Genomic DNA, 18962 nt, shown 5'->3' with positions numbered 1-18962 from the left:
CTTTTAATATTAGTGATATACATCAATATTCAATTCAGATCTCAATATAGCAAGACATTCCGCTTGTTGTGATAAGATGGAATAAAGAACCATTTTATCTGTGAATCTTAATTGGAAATATGGACGATATCCCCCTTGCATGAGCTTGTAATGCGAAAGAATCTCATTTATATTACGGTAATTCTGCGAAATGGGGAGCAATACTTTTTCTGAGATAAAAGAAGAAAGTCTTTTAACTAACTCTTGAGATCCACGCACGTTAGAAGCAATATTATTGAGATCAGAAAAGCTATAAATACTTTCTTTGCCATTTATTTTGTTTTTAAGAATCATTTCAATAAAATCGCTAGCAGCTCGCACCATATCCAAAATGGTAAAATTATGGATAGATATGCGTTTTTTAAGGTCTCGTAACTGTATTAAAAGTTGATCTGTAGCATCTAATGCTGCTTTGATATCTTGCTGATTAAAGAGCTGATACTCAATAAAATGAAAACCTGTAAAGAGACGGTCTTTAACACCATCACGAAAATAATCTGCCCGAGCATCAATTATACGGTCAATATTACCAAATGAAATAACAATTGGGCGTATTGATTCATAGTGATAATAAGATTGAATATACGCCTGTTGTGCCGCTGCTAATTCACCTATTTGCAATTTTTTATTAACAATTTCTAGATTAGAAATCATCTCAATAGATTCTGAAAGGATAAAATCTAAATAGGATTTCATTGCTGGATGGTATTTTTCAGCGGTGGGGATATCTCCTTTGGCAATAATCATATTACCCTCTTCTATAGAAGCGAAGAACATTATATATACTACCATTAGAATGCCAATAGACAACATCATAACACTCAGAATTAGCATTCGATGAGTCAAACTACACATGTTTTGTATCCCGTGAAAACAAAGAAATTACAACGACCCAGTATATAATAAAAGCGATTACGCTTAATCCCGTAGGCTGCGACTGTAAACAATAGAGAAAAAATGAAGAAATAATATTTTCTATCAATCCTAGATTATCAGCACTCCATATAGGATAAATCAAAAATGACGGCAAAGAATAATCGAACTCAATCAATAGATTAACACTTTCTTCCATCGCTTTAAGCAATATGACAGAACAAAAAAATAGCAAAATAGCACTAGTGACTTTAAAAAAAATACGCCAGGAGACAAAGCGGCTTGTCAGCAAGAACACATATAGAGTTATAATTGCACATATTGCGCCACCCGCAATCTCCATAAAAAATTTTAGTGCATTGGATCGTGTAAGTAACATTATCAAACCAGAAAGGAAAACTATAATCTCACTACCTTCTCGAGCAATGACAAACATGGTGATTAATGTAATACCCCACCAATTATAGCGTGCAACATTGCTTTTTATATTTGATTCGATTGTAGAACTTCCGTAGTTATTTACACAATAGACTGTGTGAACGATCAAGATACAAGCCATAAACTCCATAAAGATCATAAACAGCGCTTGTCTTGTATTATCAAGAATATTAAATATACCGTATATTAACAGGGCTAATAAGATAGAAGAAAATATACCAAGGGCAATACCCATCCAGAGAAATTTTATTCCGTTATGCACATCAGGATGGCGCTTAATCCAAGAATAAATTATACCGATCACCAGAAGCGCTTCGAAGCTTTCACGCCACACAACAAATAAAACTTGTCCCATACAACACTACTCCATCGCGATTATCTCACCTTTTGGATGAGACGGATGAAAGTCATCAAAAAAGGTATAAGTGCCAGATTTAAGAGGAGCAATCACCACTACAGAACTTGCATTTGGCACCAATACTTTCTCTTTACGCAACTGAGTGCTTTCAAATTCGGATGGTTCAGTCCCCGTATTAGTGATTTTAATACGAATAACCGTTTCTGATGGCACTTTTATTACACGAGGATTGAAAACACCATCCTTCATTTCTAACTCAACAGTAATTTTTTCATAAGCAAAAATAGGAACTGGTATTAATATAAACAACACCACTAATCCTAATATTTTTCTCATGAAATCGTTCCAAAGAAAATAATTTACTTATTCAAATCTATTGATTCTTGTATTAATAATTTTGTTTGCGACCCAAACCTGAATATGTAAAATCCCACGAAATTTCAAATGGATCAAACCATGGAGAAACGCCTGTTTCTTTATCAATGTGGCGACCAAATTCTACCTTTTTATTATGAGAAGATGGGTATATTTTATAGGTAACACGATATTTACCATAACCGTTTAATTTAATATTATCACCGTAATGGGGACCATCAGAGGCAATCATTGGCATAAAAGTTCCCGATTGTTCTTGAGAATCTACACCTATCTTAGAAATCGAATATTCAATAGTAAGATAAGGAATCCAGTCACCTTCTGCAAAACCATTTGGATTGTCTTGAACGGCATGGATATCGGCCTCTAAGTGAATATCAGATTTATCCGCAGCAAGATGATGTTCTGAATTAATATCCATAGTAATGGGCTGCAAATAAACAGCTTGGATTTCCATACCATTTTTAATGGTAGGATGACCAACAGGATACTCCTTAGCAAAAACAACCGAAGAAAAAAGCATTAAACATAAAGTGACGCTGTAATAAACGAATCTCATTTTTTTTCCAATATAAACACATAAAATTAAAATAATAAAAATAAAGATAAAGATAAAGATAATAAAAACATCTTCGTGTAACATTGTTATGCAGAATATTCAAGATAAATTTATAGAAAATTAATCAATAACGATACCAATTTTAAATCACTTATTTCCTAATAAAAACTATTCAAGGTTATAATGATATTGTGTATCTATTATTCTGTAAAAGAAATCCATAACTGATTGATAAGATGAACTATTGACACATAAATATTCAAATAAAGATGCCAATTTATTAGAAACAAAAAGTGGTATTGCCATAGATTTTTCACTTTTCAATTTTCTTCTAAGAGCTTCCAATGATTAAGATATTTCAGAAAAATGAAAAACGCGGGAGAACAATGGGACCGCTATAATCGTATTAGCTTGCAAAAGGCAAAAAATTGGTTCTTAAGGAAATAATCAAATCAGTGACTATTCAAGAAATTATACCAAATCCTTCTATCATAGCTTCTTGACTTTCAATGTTAGTACTTTAGTTATGAATTTCATTAAGAATAGAAATAAGGAGAACAGTTTTTACTTCTTCTCCTTGCTCAATCATTTGAGCAATTTGTTTCTCAATATCTTCCTGTTGCCGAGATAATATTCGATATCATTTATATAGTTCTAAATCTTGTTCATAACTTTTACGCACATCTACAATATTGGCTTCTGTTGCTATACTCCAAAGTCATGCATCACGGATATCCTGATCAATATTGTGCAACAATTCACTAAAACCACCCATAAAATCAGCTGTTATAGTAACCCCTTGATTTTACATAGCTGTATTTATAGCATCCCGCGCTTTTGTCTATTACATGGATATTTCAATTAACTCCACCACTCCCAAACTATTTTATCCGTACCAAGACTTTAATTATTAATAATAACATACAAGAATATCCTGAGCACTACAAAGAAAGTGAGGGAAAAACAAAAAAACAACTAATATCTTATTCTTATAAGATGTTTTCAAATATCAGAAAGGTATTTCGATATCATTTACCAACTATTTTCATTTTACTACACAAATAAATTATCTTTTTATATTCAATAAATATAAAATTATTTTTTTTAATAATTTATAAACTAACTTCGGTAACCATGTTCTCAAGATTAAAAAGCATTAACTCGAGAATAAAGTAATCCTTCATGAACAAAAAGAGCCGTCTTGTTATTGATCAAAATAAAAATTCTATTTTGTCATGGAAAGATAAGATAATTAAAGGCAACAGTATATCAGTTCTAGAAAAGTTGCCTGCTAAATCCGTTGATCTTGTTTTTGCAGATCCTCCCTACAATCTTCAACTGAATGGAAAACTACATAGACCCGATAATTCTTTAGTCAATGCTGTAACTGATTCATGGGATAAATTTTCTTCTTTTGAGGCTTATGATGCTTTTACACGCGCATGGCTTTTAGCTTGTCAACGTGTTCTCAAGCCTAGTGGAACATTATGGGTCATAGGTTCATACCATAATATTTTCCGTATCGGAGCAATGTTGCAAAATCTAAATTTTTGGATATTAAATGATATAGTATGGCGCAAATCCAATCCAATGCCAAATTTCAGAGGACGTCGATTTCAAAATGCACACGAAACCCTTATTTGGGCGTCTCCTTCACCAAAATCAAAAGGCTATACTTTCAATTATGATGCTTTAAAAGCAGCTAATGAAGACGTGCAAATGCGTTCTGACTGGCTTTTCCCTATTTGTTCCGGCGCAGAACGCTTACGCAATAAAGATGGTGAAAAATTACACGCTACTCAAAAACCTGAATCTCTCTTGTCACGCATTCTCACATCTTCTACAAAACCCGGAGACTTTGTCTTAGATCCTTTTTTTGGATCAGGAACAACTGGAGCCGTTGCAAAAAAACTTGGCAGATCCTTTTTAGGAATAGAAATGGAGCAAGATTATATTGATATTGCGACCAAACGCATCGAATCCGTAAAACCTTTGGGAAATATTGAGTTAACTGTGCTAACAGGGAAAAAGGCTGAACCTCGCGTTGCTTTTAATCTCCTCGTAGAAAGGGGAATAATCCAAGCAGGCCAAGTTCTGACAAATGCCCAACGTAATATAAGTGCGATTGTCCGCGTTGATGGCACTTTAGTCTCTGGAGTTGAATCTGGCTCTATTCATCGTGTTGGCGCTAAAGTAAGTGGTTTAGAAACATGTAACGGATGGAATTTTTGGTATTTTGAAAAATATGGAAAATTACATTCAATTGACACGTTACGTTCTTTAGTACGCAAAGAGTTATACGCAATTGATAATAATGAGAAATAATCTATCCAACCTCTCTATCTATCTCCTTGTTTTTCTAGACAAAAAACGGAAACATAACGATTGAAAGACCTAGAGGATTATTCGAAGCAGATTAACAAATATAGACAACATTACACATGGATAATCTAATGATGCAAAGGGTTACAAGTGTCGCACGATCGTCGCAAATCACTAAGATATGGTTTATTCGCTGAATTTTTTGCTGCTATATTTTTACTAATAAAAGGATGGAAAATTATAGCTTTACGTTACCGTAACCGCCGCGGGGAAATTGATATCATTGCCCGTCGGAAGGATCTTATTATTTTTGTTGAGGTCAAAGCGAGAAAAAATTTTCAAGAAGGTATTGATTCTGTTTCCTATAATAGTTGCAAACGCATTCGTGCCGCTAGCAAAGTTTGGCTTGCACAGCGAGAAAATAGTCCATTACTTTCATATCGATATGATATCATTGCAGTGGTTCCTTGGCGATTACCGAAACATTTCCCGCATGCTTTTTAAGCATATACGCAATCATTTGCTTTTAAATTCTTTGAAATTTTGTCTTGGTTCATTTATAAAATACTGCTTAAAGCGAGCTAAAATTATATTTTTCTATTTGCATGGATAGAGTAAATATCTCAAAATCTATTATGAAAAATAATACAATAAACGGAATACATAATAATGAACGATTTAGTCAATAAAAACGATATTTCTCTTCTCCCCTTTGAACAAGCGGTATCTGAACTTGAAAACATTATCACAAAACTTGAGCGTGGTGACGTAACGTTAGATGAATCTATTTCCATTTATGAGCGTGGTGAAGCTTTAAAACTGCATTGCGAATCCTTACTCTGTTCTGCAGAAAAGAGAATAGAGCAAATAAAATTAAATCGTGATAATAAAATACAAGGCGTTGAACCTTTTGACAAAGAACTTTGAAAAAGCCATGTTAATTTTAGATTAATCTGAATAATGTTCAAAAAAGCATTTTTAATCTATAACTTAAGTATTTTTTACTAGAGGGAATCTATCTTTTAATAATTTTAATATAGAGCTAGATCTTAAAGGAGAAGTAATATGAGAACCTTGGATATAATCGCATCCCATTCTTGCTAGTTCTTTTGTATCTATTTCTCCATAGATATCTTTTGCGATTATCATCACCTCTAATTTTTTTGCTATTGAAACAAGCGACCGTAACATAGAAATACGCTTTGTTGTAGAACCGGTCATTAAAGATCCATTGAATTTTATCGCATCAAATGGCATATAGCCAAGATACGACAACAATGAACATTTTGTTCCAAAATCATCAAGAGTTAAACCAATTCCCATTTTCCTTAATTTATCAAGTAATAAGCAACTTTTTTCAGGATTTTCCATAACAATAGATTCAGAAAATGCTAATTTAATACCACTTGGCGAACAAAGTGTCTTAGAAATAATTGCTTGTATATATTCACATAGCGAATCATCTAGAAGAACGGTACTTCCAATATTAATAGATACAAAAATTGGGGGCATGTTTGCTTGATCGCGCCAATTGATGATATCCGCCGCAATACGTTCTAACATGAATAAATTTATTGATTTGATAATAGATAACTCTTCGGCAATAGACATAAATTTAGAAGAAGGAATATTACCAAATTTAGGATGATTCCACTGTAAAAGTGCTTCAAGCCCTACAATTTCTTCATCCGCCAATCGTATGATAGGATTATAAACAAGATATAATTCAGAATTTATTATTGCACGACTTAAATCTTCTTTTATTCTTAATTTATCGCTACGAAAAGATATCAAAGATGGACGAAATGATTCTATACAATTTCCCCCTCTATTTTTAGCATGATACATAGCTAATTCAGCATTTTTAAGCATTTCAGTTGACGTAATCTTAGAACTTGTCCAGGATACAAAACCAATCGATGCAGTAACAATAATTTCACGATTGAGAAGATGGATAGGCATAACTACAGCTTTACTCACAGTCATAGCAAAATCTGCTATCTTTGTGCGATCCTTTTCAGATGTAAGAATAATACCAAATCGATCACCTGAAAGACGTGCTAGCGTATCTTGAGATCTCAACAAGCTACGAATTCTTCTAGTTAAAACGACTAGAACATCATCCCCAATAGCAATACCTAATGTTCTATTAATCTGTTTATATTTATCAATATCCAAAACCATAACAGCAGGATGCAAATTATTGTCTACGGACAAACTAATAATCGTTGTGAGACGATCTAGAAAAGATTGTAGATTTGGTATTCCCGTCAAATTATCTTGAAGTGCATTGTATAGAATCCCATCGATTGATTTTTTCTGTACCGTTATATCATTGGCGATTCCGATACAACGCAAAATTTCACCATTAACATTTAAAACAGGACGAATCCGAAGCATTATCCAGTGAAATTGTCCGTCTTTCGCAAAAATTCTAAATTCGTGTTTTAATCTTCCTCGTCGATATTCTAAAAAGCTATCAAGTATAGTACGAAAACTATCTTGATCATCTAGGTGTATATGAGGCAACCAATTGCGTATCGCTCCATGCATGGAACCAGCAGCCAAACCCAATGTAGTCGCAATATCTGGTGTGGTTGTTACCTTATCGTGCACCACATCCCAATTCCATATAATATCTCCTGATCCCAATACTGCTAAAGACTGACACTCCACATCGGGAAAAATCCCCTGTGATATATTGCCACTTGTCAATACATGCTGAATTACCGTAAAACCTATTAATAGGATAATTAGCACTAAGCCACCATCAAGAGCTGACTGTATAATATCGTTGTCTAATCGCTTGGTTATAGCCATCCACGATCCAATTGACCATATAACAATCAGCATCCACGCAGGGATCAATAAAATAGAACGCTCATATCCTTTTTTCCCTAGATAAAAAATACAACACGTTCCCAATAAAACAATGCCACCAAAAGAAAGACGGGCGATACCCGCTGTCAGCGATGGATAATAGAAAGATATACAGAATAATATCGCTAAGCATGTAATCCAAGCAAACGTGATGTGTCCCAATTTAGTACGCCATCTATTCAAATTAAAATACGTAAAAAGGAAAATCAGCAAAGAAAGAGACAATGCCATTTCAGAACAAGCTCTCCAAATTGGCAATTCACCTGATGGAGAATTAATCAGCTTAGAAATAAATCCGAAATCAATGCAAATATATCCAAGAACAACCCATGCCATTGTAAAAGCAGAAACAAGCATCGAGCTTTTATTGACCATATAAAGAACAGTCAAGAACACCGCTAATAAGCTTGCAATGCCTATTATTATGCCTTGATATAATGTAAAAGAATTGACTGTATCTTTATAAAAATCTGGTTCCCAAAGATAGATTTGAGGCAAATTTGAACTAGTTATCTCCATAACAAAAGTAACAATAGCCCCTGGATTAATTGTAATGCGAAATACATCAGCATCAGGATTAGGCACACGATCTAACGAAAAACCTTCTGATGGAGTAACGGAAATAATACGACGAGATCCAAGATCTGGGAGGAAAAAACGTGATCCTACAAGACGGAAATGAGGCACAACAATTAAACGCTCAAGCTGACTATCAGAAGTATTAGCTAACGCGAAGACAGCCCAATCACCTTGATGCTTAATACTTGATGCGCTTACTTCAATACGCCTACTTATCCCATCTATATCTGCCGCTGTGAATACTTGAAAATTTTCACCTCGATTGACATAAATTTCTGTTACAGCAGTTAAATCTAACGCACTATCACTAGATGAAATCTTAATCGGCTCAATAGCAAAAGAAGGCAATGCCATCCAAAGAAAAAACATCACTAAAATCGAGAAATTATTTTTCAAAATGACTTCCCAAATAATTGCCTGAAAACACAAATATTCGTATACCTATAAAAAATAGGCTGCGATTACTTAAAATAGCATCACTTCGGCCAAAGGATACGAAACTGCATTCTAATTCTATTACATATTTTTTACCAAATTTTCCACAAATTCATCAAATTTTTTCACAATATCCACCACGTAATGTCTCAAAAAAACGAGCAATCTAATACTGATGAATATCCAAATAAGAAATCAATAAACTAATGAAAATTTTATCGTGGCTAACATTTTTATTTTAACTAATATTCATACACAATACAAACAAGAAATATTTTTATAATACAACCAATCTTCAAGGTTCTTCCGCAACAAATCCAAAAACAATATATTTTCGATATCAGTAGCTTAGTTAAAAAACAAAATACAATAAATGCCTTATTATTAAATGGTGCCCAGAGCAGGATTTGAACCAGCGACACATGGATTTTCAGTCCATTGCTCTACCAAGCTGAGCTATCTGGGCATCTGAAAGATAATATATGTTGGACTAATATGGTCATCCTTCCCACTTTTCATCCGCAAAGTAATTACATGCTAATCCAAAAACATTTTTATGAAGAAAAATCAAGTCTTACCAACTATGAAATATCTTCCTCTTTATTGAATGCCTCATTTTCCGTTCTTACAATGACATATCCATCACTCAACCAACGTGAAAGATCAATCGAACGACATCGCGTAGAACAAAAAGGATAAAATGCAGATACAGAATCTTTCCTACACTCAGGACAAAGACACCTTACTAATTCACAATCTGACTTTTGCAAGATCTTTCATCCTTTTTCGCCACCCTATATAACAAAAGTGCATATTATCCTATTTATACTAAATAGCCGTTATAATATAATTTTTTATTCAAAAAACAATATTTTACAAAATATCCCCTCTTTTAAAACGGAACATACTTCTGCAACAAAAAAACAACCATTGATTCCTAAAAAATTATTTAAAACGATAAGTAATCCGAGCTCTCGTCATATCGCACGGACTAATTTCTAATTTTACCCTATCTCCGACTGATATACGAATCCTATGCTTGCGCATACGACCCGAAGTATAAGCAATTACTTTTGACTTGCCAATAAGAGAGATAAAATCAATGTCCTTGGAATTCAATTTGGATCCTGAAGATTTTAAATCTGAATCTGAATCTGAATCTGAATCTGAATCTGAATCTGAATCTGAATCTGATTTACAATAAGAAGAGTTATCTTCAAGTGCAATTAGCTGCACACGAAAGTTAGCATTCGGCAATAATTCAGAAACAACAGCAGAAAATTCAAGAATTTCTTCTTTGGCCATATTATACAAAACATCCTATAAAAAACAAAAATTTATAGTTTTTACGCTATAAATAAATCTACATATACTCAACATTCTTTCCTCAGAGAATTAACTTTAAGGAAATATACCTTCTTTCTAACAAAAGAAAGAAACTATTCCTCATATACAAACTATGAAAGTACAGTTATTCCCCAATAAAGTAAAAAAGACGATAACTCCCATTACCACATAAAGACTAATGTAACAACTAAAAAATATTTTATTAAGGCATCTCCTTACAAAGAGACAATCAATTCAACAACACAGCTATTGTAGCTATATCTTAATGAAGATATAATAATAGCTTTGGCAACTTATGAGACCTTACTCTATCATAAACTATTTTAGGAATCAAAACCTCGTAATCGACATAATAGGAGTTATCCGCTTCACATTACATTATAACTTTTTGCTAATGTATACTACGCATACTTTCATCCATCGGCATCATATTATAATTAAGATGGTACATCACCCACATAGAACCAACGAAACAAATGGCAATGATAATAATGGTAAAAACCATCGCCATCACATTCCACCCATCTTCAACCTTCACATTCATATGCAAGAAATATACTAAATGAACTATTATTTGTGCAATAGCACATAGAACAATTACTAGATATGTCATGTTTTTATCTAGAAAAGAAGAGCCCTGCATTACCATTCCAAAAGGGATAGAGGTTAAAATCAAAGATAATATGAATCCAATCAAAGATTCTCTTCTTGTCCCATGAGAATGAGTTCTTTTATTATGATTATAATCCATCCCGTTTTCTTTCCACAAAAAATATCAAACAACACCCATAAGGTATACAAAAGAGAAAACACATATCCAAATTAAATCTAAGAAATGCCAAAACATAGATAGACACATCAAACGACGCCTATTGTCTGGGATAAGACCTTTTTTCAAAATCTGTATAACCAGAATAAAAATCCAAATAAGCCCAAAGAATACATGCAATCCATGAAGGGCAACTAAAGAAAAAAAAGACGATAGAAATGCAGATCGTTGAGGTGTCGCCCCCTTAGAAATCAAATGGGCAAACTCATGAATTTCCATCATAATAAAAATAATCCCGAAAAATGCTGTGACTAGCAACCAAAAAACTGTTTTATTCTTCACATCTTCGGAAGCCAACATGGCGAAGCTATATGATAGAGATGATAATAACAAAACAATAGTCGACACAAGGATATCCCTAATACCAAAAATATCTATCGGTGCCGGACCCGCTGCATAATTTTTTCCAAGAACAGCGTAAGTTACAAAAAAAACCGCAAACATTAAGCAATCGCTCATCAAATATATCCAGAAACCCAGATACGTCCCATCATGATGATCAATACAACTCCCCTTCTCCTCTTTGAGATAAAAAACAGGTGTATTGGGCGATTTTCCAATCTTTCGTTTGCTCATCTTAACAACGCTCCTTGTCTTGTTCCATGCTAATTTGTCTACAAGATTCTTCAGAAGATTCTACATCTTTCGCCGGTATTTCATATCCATGACTATAATTAAATGTATGAAAAATCGTATATAAGACAATTGACACAAAAGAAAGGATTGCTAACCACCACATATACCATACCATGGCAAAGGAAAATAAAAAGCTCAATCCCGCTAAAACAATGCCCGTAGCAGTATTCTGTGGCATGTGAATAGGCAAGAAACCATTAATTGGACGACGATATCCCTGCTCTTTCATATCACTCCAAGCATCTATTTTATGCACTACAGGAGTAAAAGAAAAATTATACATTGGTGCAGGAGAAGCAATAGACCATTCCAAAGTACGCCCATTCCAAGGATCACCACTCGTATCACGTAATTGAGCTCGATTTAGGAAAGAAACAATGAACGAAAGAATAAAAGAAAATATCCCTCCCGCTATCAGAACAGCTCCTAAGAGAGCCACAACATAATAAACTTGCAAAGAAACATCTTCATACTGACTCAAACGACGAGTCACACCTTTTAAGCCAAGAGCATAAAGCGGCATAAATGCAAAATAAAAGCCCATAAACCAGCACCAAAAAGAAACCTTGCCCCAGAAAGGATCTAATCTATAACCAAAGGCCTTAGGAAACCAATAGACAATACCCGCTAACAAACCAAAAACAACACCTCCAATTATAGTATTATGAAAGTGAGCAACCAAAAATAACGAATTATGCAACGTAAAATCTGCAGGAGGAACAGCAAGCAATACTCCTGTCATCCCACCTATTAAAAAGGTGAGCATAAAACCCAAGGTCCACATCATCGGAACCTCAAAACGTACTTTTCCAAAGCGCATTGTAAATAACCAATTAAAAATCTTGGCCCCTGTAGGAATCGCGATAATCATTGTCATGATTCCAAAAAAAGCATTTACGTTCGCACCAGACCCCATAGTAAAGAAATGATGCAACCAAACAGTGTAGGATAGAATTGTTATTGCTAGAGTTGCATAAACCATGGAGCTATATCCAAAAAGTCTTTTGCCTGAAAAGGTTGCCACTACTTCAGAAAAAATTCCAAAAGCAGGAAGTACTAATATATAAACCTCTGGATGCCCCCAAATCCAGATCAAGTTAACATACATCATTGGATTTCCACCAAGATGATTGGTGAAAAAATTAGTGCCTATATAACGATCAAGAGTTAACAAGAAAAATGTGGCAGTTAAAATAGGAAAGGCCGCTATAATCATGATATTAGAACAAAAAGATGTCCAAACAAATACTGGCATTTTCATCATTGTCATGCCTGGACACCGCAATTTTATAATGGTTACCACCAGATTTATTCCAGACAAAGTCGTACCAATCCCCGAAATTTGCAGTCCCCAAATATAATAATCAACTCCAACCCCAGGAGAATACGATATTCCAGACAATGGAGGATATGCCAACCAACCTGCAGAAGCAAATTCACCTATGAATAAAGAAGACATCATCAGCACTGCACCCATCGCAGTCATCCAAAAAGAAAAATTATTCAAGAAAGGAAAGGATACATCCCGAGCACCTATTTGCAAAGGAACTACAAAATTCATGACGCCCGTCACCATAGGCATCGCCACGAAAAAAATCATAATAACGCCATGAGCCGTAAATATCTGATCATAGTGATGAGCGTCTAGATATCCTTCTCCCCCTCCTGACGCTATCGCTTGCTGAAGACGCATCATAATAGCGTCAGCAAAACCTCGGAAAAGCATTACCAACGATAGTATTATATACATAATGCCTATCTTCTTATGATCAACGCTCGTAAACCATTCTTTCCATAAATAGCCCCAAAGACGATAATATGTAACAGTAACAATGGTAGCTATACCTACTAAAGCAACAACACAAAACGTTCCCAAAACTATAGGAATCTTATAAGGAAAGGATTCAAGTGTTAGACGACCAAACACGAATTTGTAGAAATCAACATTTTGCAACATTTATTCTTTCCTTATACAAAAAACCTCAATCATTTAAATACGCTAATTAGGATGCAAGGACAATCTTTCCGCCATATCTTAACCACGCAGAATCATCTTTGCTTTTCCCAGGCATAATCCTCGTCATAAACAAGAAAACGACGATCAATCCCTTTCACGCCTCCCCCTCCCATCGCATTAATACGCATCACTTCATCCATACAGATTTTATTAGGATGGACGCAAAAATTCATGATAGCAGAATATAAACCCGATTCTACAGAAGAAAAATAAATAACCGGATCTTTTTCCGAAGGCTTTTCTAATAAAAGATACCTTTGTCGATCAAGACAATTTCCTTGGCGCTTCACTTTCGCGACCCAATCGTCAAATCCCTTCTCCGATTTTCCATGAAATGTGAAACGCATATGAGAGAAACCTTTTCCTGAATAATTGGCGGAAAACCCACTATACGCACCTTCTCTATTCATGACAGCATGCAACTTGGTCTCCATGCCGGGCATAGCATAAATCTGTCCAGCCAAGCCAGGAATATAGAAAGAATTCATAACAGAAGATGCTGTAATCCTGAATTCCAAAGGACGATCAACTGGAACTACCAATTCATTAACCACTGCAATTTTCTGCTCCGGGAACAAAAAAAGCCATTTCCAATCTAAGGCCACAACTTCTACAATAAGGGACTTGCTGTTTTTTGGAATAGATTTGTTCTCACTTATTCTTTCTAAGGGAGCATATGGGTCCATACGATGAGTAGCGTCCCAAGTAATTGCCGCCAAACACCCAATAATTATAAGCGGAATAAGCCAGACAAAAAATTCTAATCGAGTCGAATGATACCATGCAGGATCATAATGGGCTTTCTTATTAGTAGCGCGGTACCGCCAAGCAAAAAACAAGATAGAAAAAAAAACCGGTACAACTATCAACAACATCAAGGAAACCGATATATAAATAAGACCAGCCTGTTGCGAAGCAACGTCCCCGTAAGGATTCATGACAACAAAGTCAAATCCTGAAAGGATTACAATTGAAAAAAACAAAGCAACAAATTTCATATTTTTAGTCATATTCGCCATCATCTAATGCAAGACGATCTCCAATAAAAATAAAGCGCCAAATTATCATTTTTGTATTAAATTACAGAAAACAAAAAGTATTACCGCAATAATTCACGTTAACTAATAGCACAGTATCCTTAACAATAATAATATTTTTTATCGCATTTATATAAACATGATTTTTTTTAAAAAATTAACAAAATGAAAATGTGAATTCTTCTTGACTTTATCAGCAACGACTCGTACGATTTCTATGATACTTGTATAGGATTACTATCTCTTTTTTACCTATGTCAATATTGTATCGTAAATGAAATGCGAGATGTTATGGAATAGAAAATGGCAAAAGCTGCAACTATAAAAATCAAACTCATATCGTCAGAAGGAACTGGCACTTTTTACGTTACTAAAAAGAATTCCCGCACCATGCCAAAGCAAATGGTGAAAAGAAAGTATGATCCCGTAGTCAGAAAACATGTAGATTTTACGGAAGGGAAGATCAAGTAACATAGGGTACTATTCACCCGCTATAAACCGAATTTGTGATAGAAATATGGGAATACTAAGCCCAAACTTAAATATTTCTGGTTTCAATAAAAACAGATATCTCTAATTTAAAAACGACTTATTGACAATCAAAAGATGAGGTTAAATATATAGCTAAGTGTTTTTTATTGCGATGTGTTACCAGATAGCAAGATGGCAACAAGTCAAAGACGCTTTTCTCCCAAAACTAGAAAAAAGCCTCGTCGTCCCTCCTCTCAAAAAATAATTTAGCCGAGACAACTTTAAAAAAATAATTACAGGGTGTATTGTTTGTTCACAGCTCCCTTTAAATATAGGCCACCTGCAAAACACAATTTTTCATCGATCAAAAATAATTTACCGCTAAATATGTATCAAAAAAATATTATTAAACTTAATTTCAAAACCACGCATAAAAAATGCGATACATCTTCACTTTCAGGCCTCTCCAATATACTTTTTAATCGTTTCCATAAAAATAGAAAGCGAAATTGGCTTGGAAATATATGCCTCACACCCCCCTTTACGTATCCTTTCCTCATCTCCCTTCATCGCAAAAGCTGTTACCGCTATCACAGGGATATCTTGAAGTTCATTGTCTTCTTTGATCTGCTTTGTGATCTCTAATCCTGATATTTCTGGCAATTGTATATCCATGATTATAATATCAGGCTTATGCTGACGAGCAATCTCCAAAGCCTCTAAACCGCTCCTTGTCTGAATAGACATATATCCAGAAGTTTCAATCAAATCCCTAAAGAGCTTCATATTGAGCTCATTATCTTCTACAATCATTACTTTTTTAGGCATTTCAATATCCCGATCATAATTTTTGTACTTTTCAAAAAATATAAAAATGCATCAGAAAAAAATGCCTATTTTATCTTTATTCATAATTCTCTCAAATAAAAAATTGAGTTGTTAACCACTCCACCCACTATAGCAATGCCCTCTAAATATAAAATTAAAAACAGCCCATTAAAATTCTTTATGATCGTCTAAATTTATCATTTATAACCTAATATATGCTCACATAAACGCACCTTAATTCTATTATCATAAGGAAAATGCAAACACTAAGCTCATCCCTAAACAATAAATATAAATTACATATTAAATTTCTATGACTAAACAAATCGAATCATCAAATCAAAATATTTAAAACAATTATTTCAATTAGGAATCTTTCTCTATCATGCTATCAATTATTTTTGAAAAAACTTCTTCTGACATATCGCCAAGGTAAAGATTACCTCCAATAAAAAAAGACGGAGTAGAATTAATTAAAAGCTTCTCAACAGCAATCTTATTCCCAGTCTTAATATCATCTAGAATACTTTGGTTCCCCAGACATGAATCAAAATCATTCCGCGAAAAACCAGCAATTTTAGCCATATTAAACATCGATTCTCGATAATTTTTTGATTCTATCCAATCATTTTGCTTTTTAAATAGCATTGATACGAAACCAAAATAACCGCCTTTCACACGATTTTCCGCGCATCGTGCTAACATACTTGCAGCGGTAGAAACAGAATCCAAAGGAAATTCTCGGAAAATAAAGCGTACTTTACCTGTTTTTATGTATTTATCTTCAATCTTTTTAAAGGTTTTATTATGAAATTCCGCACAATGAAAACACGTCATTGATGCATATTCAACTATTGTAAGCGGAGCATCTTGTCGTCCAATTGATATCTCTTCCATGGCATGAGGAGAAGCAGCAAGTAAAATATCCACATCTATCATACTGTAGGGAAGCGGTAACGCATTAGAGGAATTTCTACTTTTTGTATAAAAAAAGACAGATCCCACAACAAACACTACTGCGATGCATAAAGCCCCTATTTTAGCCGTTTTCATAACTACCTTTTCTCCCGTTTAAAAATTACTTCTAACATCAATATCATTGTCACAAATTTATTATTAACTGCACCAGTACCAACTCACATCCCCTATAAATAGGAAAATCCGATCACCGCATGACCAAACCGGACCAACGCTTTTTTTAATGGCTCATCCTTAATTCCTTCAGTCATTTTTTCGATTTTTTTACAGTCATTTTCTCTCAAAGAAGGAATCGCACAAGGAGAATCTTGATTCGTGATGCCTACGGGTTTCTGAAGAAAGCGAATTTTTTTAATAGCACAAAATCCAAAAAAAACATTAACGTTTCTAATGATTTTCGACTGATCGTGCATCAAAAAAAGAGCATATGGACCCTCACATGCAATAACTAAAATTCCACCGATATTGCTTGAAAAATCTCGTTCATCAGCATAATCTCTACGCGGCCAAATTATTTTTTCCGGCTTACAGTGCTTGGCAACATCGTCTCCCACCAACTCACTCCATACACCGATAAGAGATATACTTATACCTGCTCTACGACGTAAAAAGGGATCTAATAAATCATCAATAATTTCAGAAAAATGCATCATACCTTCACAATCCTCTTTAATCCCTATCATACTAACCTAATAATTATATAAATAAATGAAAAAATATCTTGTTATAAAAATTTCTACTTTCATCGTTGAAAACAAAATATTTCTACGATAAAAATAGTGTAATTTTACATTTTTTAATTTATTAAAAAACAGATGATAATCTCATAGTTATATCCTATGCTCAATATGAAATTACAGTGAGACTTAAAAAATCATGCCTCAATATGAGAATACAATTCAAATCGATATTCTCAATTGGTACGATATTAATCACCGGACACTTCCTTGGAGAATCCCTCCTAAAACCAACAAATCTAGTTTACCTGATCCTTATACAATATGGCTTTCTGAAATAATGTTGCAACAAACAACCGTTACAACAGTAGAGCCATATTTTAAAAAGTTTATGCAAAAATGGCCCACAATATTTTGTCTGTCTTCTGCAACAGAGGAGGAAATTTTATCTGCATGGGCAGGACTTGGATACTATACACGAGCAAGAAACCTCAAAAAATGCGCCGACGTTATCGTACAAAAATATGAAGGAGATTTTCCAAACAAAGAAGATATTCTTAAAAAACTTCCTGGTATAGGAGATTATACGGCATCCGCCATAGTTGCCATAGCATTTAATCATTTTGCAGTTGTAATAGACACCAATATTGAACGAATAATATCTAGATGCTTTGCAATCACCAAATCCCTTCCTCTCTATAAAAAAACAATAAAAAGCTATGCTCGTACAATCACCTCAGCATCCCGCCCAGGAGACTTTGTTCAAGCTATGATGGATTTAGGAGCGCTAATCTGTACTGCTAAAAAACCTTTATGCCATTTATGTCCTATTCAAAAAAAATGTTTAACTTTTTCTAGAGGAGAATCTCATCTTCTCGGCATAACTTGCCCTAAAAAAAAACCCGCACGCGTTGGTGCTATTTTCCTAGCAATTACATCCGACAACCGTATCCTTCTTCGCAAAAGAACAAAAACGCGCTTATTGAAAGGAATGGATGAGCTTCCAGGAAGTGATTGGAGTGCAAAAAAAGATGGAGAAATTGATGTTGGAAACGCCCCTTTCTTAGCAAATTGGACTTTATGCAACACAATAACTCATACATTTACCCATTTTAACTTAAAGCTATTCATTTGGAAAACAGTTGTGCCCCAAATCATATCGATACCAGAAAGTAAATGGTGTTACGTGCAAGATCTCACAAATATTGCCTTGCCAACTGTCATGAAAAAAGCCATCTCTGCGGGAGGGATCAAAGTACCCAAATAAATTAAATAAATAATTCG

At 34.2% G+C, this 18962-nt stretch carries 19 protein-coding genes, 1 tRNA gene and 1 pseudogene; 5 read left to right on the top strand and 16 right to left on the bottom strand.

Features of this window, described 5'->3' with window-relative positions:
• Positions 1-9: 9 nt before the first annotated feature.
• The 4 genes from CKC_RS01620 to CKC_RS01605 are packed head-to-tail and all read right to left on the bottom strand — an operon-like array spanning position 10 to position 2642.
• The gene (locus CKC_RS01620; RefSeq protein ID WP_044054066.1) at positions 10-894 is read right to left on the bottom strand and encodes an EfeM/EfeO family lipoprotein; all 885 of its coding nucleotides are present in this window, start codon (positions 892-894) and stop codon (positions 10-12) included.
• Positions 887-1705, bottom strand: coding sequence for an FTR1 family iron permease (locus CKC_RS01615; protein ID WP_013461739.1), 819 nt, complete (start codon positions 1703-1705; stop codon positions 887-889). Before CKC_RS01615 ends, CKC_RS01620 begins: the two co-directional genes overlap by 8 nt.
• Before the next feature lie 6 nt (positions 1706-1711).
• Positions 1712-2044: a cupredoxin domain-containing protein gene (locus CKC_RS01610; RefSeq protein ID WP_013461738.1), complete on the bottom strand. Its 333-nt coding sequence runs from the start codon at positions 2042-2044 to the stop codon at positions 1712-1714.
• Between the two features lie 52 nt (positions 2045-2096).
• Positions 2097-2642 (bottom strand): iron transporter, encoded by a 546-nt coding sequence (locus tag CKC_RS01605; protein ID WP_044054065.1) that lies wholly within the window; start codon positions 2640-2642, stop codon positions 2097-2099.
• 1182 nt (positions 2643-3824) lie between these two features.
• On the opposite strand from CKC_RS01605, the gene CKC_RS01600 reads away from it, so the two are divergent.
• From CKC_RS01600 to CKC_RS01590, 3 genes are all read left to right on the top strand, one after another.
• Positions 3825-4967: a site-specific DNA-methyltransferase gene (locus CKC_RS01600; protein WP_013461736.1), complete on the top strand. Its 1143-nt coding sequence runs from the start codon at positions 3825-3827 to the stop codon at positions 4965-4967.
• Positions 4968-5114: 147 nt separating this feature from the next.
• Positions 5115-5468 (top strand): YraN family protein, encoded by a 354-nt coding sequence (locus CKC_RS01595; RefSeq protein WP_013461735.1) that lies wholly within the window; start codon positions 5115-5117, stop codon positions 5466-5468.
• 165 nt (positions 5469-5633) lie between these two features.
• Entirely contained in the window at positions 5634-5891 is a 258-nt protein-coding gene (locus tag CKC_RS01590; RefSeq protein WP_013461734.1) for an exodeoxyribonuclease VII small subunit, read from the top strand.
• 63 nt (positions 5892-5954) lie between these two features.
• On the opposite strand, the gene CKC_RS01585 is transcribed toward CKC_RS01590, so the two are convergent.
• The 9 genes and pseudogenes from CKC_RS01585 to cyoA form a co-directional block, all read right to left on the bottom strand.
• Positions 5955-8792 (bottom strand): EAL domain-containing protein, encoded by a 2838-nt coding sequence (locus CKC_RS01585; RefSeq protein ID WP_080551006.1) that lies wholly within the window; start codon positions 8790-8792, stop codon positions 5955-5957.
• Positions 8793-9247: 455 nt separating this feature from the next.
• A tRNA-Phe gene (locus tag CKC_RS01580) sits at positions 9248-9324 on the bottom strand.
• 115 nt (positions 9325-9439) lie between these two features.
• Positions 9440-9628 carry a DNA gyrase inhibitor YacG gene (gene yacG / locus CKC_RS01575; protein ID WP_013461732.1) on the bottom strand — a complete coding sequence of 63 codons (189 nt, stop codon included), beginning with the start codon at positions 9626-9628 and terminating at the stop codon, positions 9440-9442.
• 175 nt (positions 9629-9803) lie between these two features.
• Positions 9804-9905 carry a S1 domain-containing protein gene (locus CKC_RS06270; RefSeq protein WP_244391990.1) on the bottom strand — a complete coding sequence of 34 codons (102 nt, stop codon included), beginning with the start codon at positions 9903-9905 and terminating at the stop codon, positions 9804-9806.
• 159 nt (positions 9906-10064) lie between these two features.
• Positions 10065-10163 (bottom strand): annotated as a pseudogene (locus CKC_RS06265) (translation initiation factor IF-1); the annotation flags it as partial.
• A gap of 433 nt (positions 10164-10596) precedes the next feature.
• Positions 10597-10956, bottom strand: coding sequence for a cytochrome o ubiquinol oxidase subunit IV (gene cyoD, locus CKC_RS01565; RefSeq protein WP_013461730.1), 360 nt, complete (start codon positions 10954-10956; stop codon positions 10597-10599).
• A 24-nt stretch (positions 10957-10980) separates the two neighbouring features.
• Entirely contained in the window at positions 10981-11610 is a 630-nt protein-coding gene (cyoC, locus tag CKC_RS01560) for a cytochrome o ubiquinol oxidase subunit III (RefSeq protein WP_013461729.1), read from the bottom strand.
• 1 nt (position 11611) lies between these two features.
• Positions 11612-13627 carry a cytochrome o ubiquinol oxidase subunit I gene (gene cyoB, locus CKC_RS01555; protein ID WP_013461728.1) on the bottom strand — a complete coding sequence of 672 codons (2016 nt, stop codon included), beginning with the start codon at positions 13625-13627 and terminating at the stop codon, positions 11612-11614.
• 92 nt (positions 13628-13719) lie between these two features.
• Positions 13720-14697 carry a ubiquinol oxidase subunit II gene (gene cyoA / locus CKC_RS01550; protein ID WP_143827763.1) on the bottom strand — a complete coding sequence of 326 codons (978 nt, stop codon included), beginning with the start codon at positions 14695-14697 and terminating at the stop codon, positions 13720-13722.
• A 330-nt stretch (positions 14698-15027) separates the two neighbouring features.
• Between cyoA and rpmG the strand changes: the two genes are divergently transcribed.
• Positions 15028-15195 carry a 50S ribosomal protein L33 gene (gene rpmG / locus CKC_RS01545; protein ID WP_013461726.1) on the top strand — a complete coding sequence of 56 codons (168 nt, stop codon included), beginning with the start codon at positions 15028-15030 and terminating at the stop codon, positions 15193-15195.
• A 456-nt stretch (positions 15196-15651) separates the two neighbouring features.
• On the opposite strand, the gene CKC_RS01540 is transcribed toward rpmG, so the two are convergent.
• From CKC_RS01540 to CKC_RS01530, 3 genes are all read right to left on the bottom strand, one after another.
• Positions 15652-16023: a response regulator gene (locus tag CKC_RS01540; protein WP_013461725.1), complete on the bottom strand. Its 372-nt coding sequence runs from the start codon at positions 16021-16023 to the stop codon at positions 15652-15654.
• 366 nt (positions 16024-16389) lie between these two features.
• Positions 16390-17076, bottom strand: a complete 687-nt coding sequence (locus tag CKC_RS01535; protein WP_013461724.1) for a DsbA family protein — start codon at positions 17074-17076, stop codon at positions 16390-16392.
• 92 nt (positions 17077-17168) lie between these two features.
• On the bottom strand, positions 17169-17654 hold the full coding sequence (locus CKC_RS01530) for a DUF721 domain-containing protein (protein WP_044054222.1): 486 nt from the start codon (positions 17652-17654) through the stop codon (positions 17169-17171).
• 223 nt (positions 17655-17877) lie between these two features.
• Between CKC_RS01530 and CKC_RS01525 the strand changes: the two genes are divergently transcribed.
• Positions 17878-18945 (top strand): A/G-specific adenine glycosylase, encoded by a 1068-nt coding sequence (locus CKC_RS01525; protein ID WP_013461722.1) that lies wholly within the window; start codon positions 17878-17880, stop codon positions 18943-18945.
• Positions 18946-18962 lie beyond the last annotated feature (17 nt).

Source organism: Candidatus Liberibacter solanacearum CLso-ZC1 (genome assembly GCF_000183665.1).
GTDB classification, from domain to species: Bacteria; Pseudomonadota; Alphaproteobacteria; order Rhizobiales; family Rhizobiaceae; genus Liberibacter; species Liberibacter solanacearum.
The sequence above is the reverse complement of the archived record's forward strand: the minus strand, read 5'-3'. Positions and strand labels throughout refer to the sequence as shown.

Coding starts and splice junctions, on each gene's coding strand:
- CKC_RS01610 (WP_013461738.1), bottom strand. CDS start 2,044: ATGAGAAAAATATTAGGATTAGTGGTGTTGTTTATATTAATACCAGTT.
- cyoB (WP_013461728.1), bottom strand. CDS start 13,627: ATGTTGCAAAATGTTGATTTCTACAAATTCGTGTTTGGTCGTCTAACA.
- cyoC (WP_013461729.1), bottom strand. CDS start 11,610: ATGAGCAAACGAAAGATTGGAAAATCGCCCAATACACCTGTTTTTTAT.
- CKC_RS06270 (WP_244391990.1), bottom strand. CDS start 9,905: ATGCGCAAGCATAGGATTCGTATATCAGTCGGAGATAGGGTAAAATTA.
- CKC_RS01540 (WP_013461725.1), bottom strand. CDS start 16,023: ATGCCTAAAAAAGTAATGATTGTAGAAGATAATGAGCTCAATATGAAG.
- cyoD (WP_013461730.1), bottom strand. CDS start 10,956: ATGGATTATAATCATAATAAAAGAACTCATTCTCATGGGACAAGAAGA.
- CKC_RS01600 (WP_013461736.1), top strand. CDS start 3,825: ATGAACAAAAAGAGCCGTCTTGTTATTGATCAAAATAAAAATTCTATT.
- rpmG (WP_013461726.1), top strand. CDS start 15,028: ATGGCAAAAGCTGCAACTATAAAAATCAAACTCATATCGTCAGAAGGA.
- CKC_RS01605 (WP_044054065.1), bottom strand. CDS start 2,642: ATGAGATTCGTTTATTACAGCGTCACTTTATGTTTAATGCTTTTTTCT.
- CKC_RS01620 (WP_044054066.1), bottom strand. CDS start 894: ATGTGTAGTTTGACTCATCGAATGCTAATTCTGAGTGTTATGATGTTG.
- CKC_RS01535 (WP_013461724.1), bottom strand. CDS start 17,076: ATGAAAACGGCTAAAATAGGGGCTTTATGCATCGCAGTAGTGTTTGTT.
- CKC_RS01590 (WP_013461734.1), top strand. CDS start 5,634: ATGAACGATTTAGTCAATAAAAACGATATTTCTCTTCTCCCCTTTGAA.
- CKC_RS01585 (WP_080551006.1), bottom strand. CDS start 8,792: ATGTTTTTTCTTTGGATGGCATTGCCTTCTTTTGCTATTGAGCCGATT.
- CKC_RS01525 (WP_013461722.1), top strand. CDS start 17,878: ATGCCTCAATATGAGAATACAATTCAAATCGATATTCTCAATTGGTAC.
- CKC_RS01615 (WP_013461739.1), bottom strand. CDS start 1,705: ATGGGACAAGTTTTATTTGTTGTGTGGCGTGAAAGCTTCGAAGCGCTT.
- CKC_RS01530 (WP_044054222.1), bottom strand. CDS start 17,654: ATGATGCATTTTTCTGAAATTATTGATGATTTATTAGATCCCTTTTTA.
- cyoA (WP_143827763.1), bottom strand. CDS start 14,697: ATGACTAAAAATATGAAATTTGTTGCTTTGTTTTTTTCAATTGTAATC.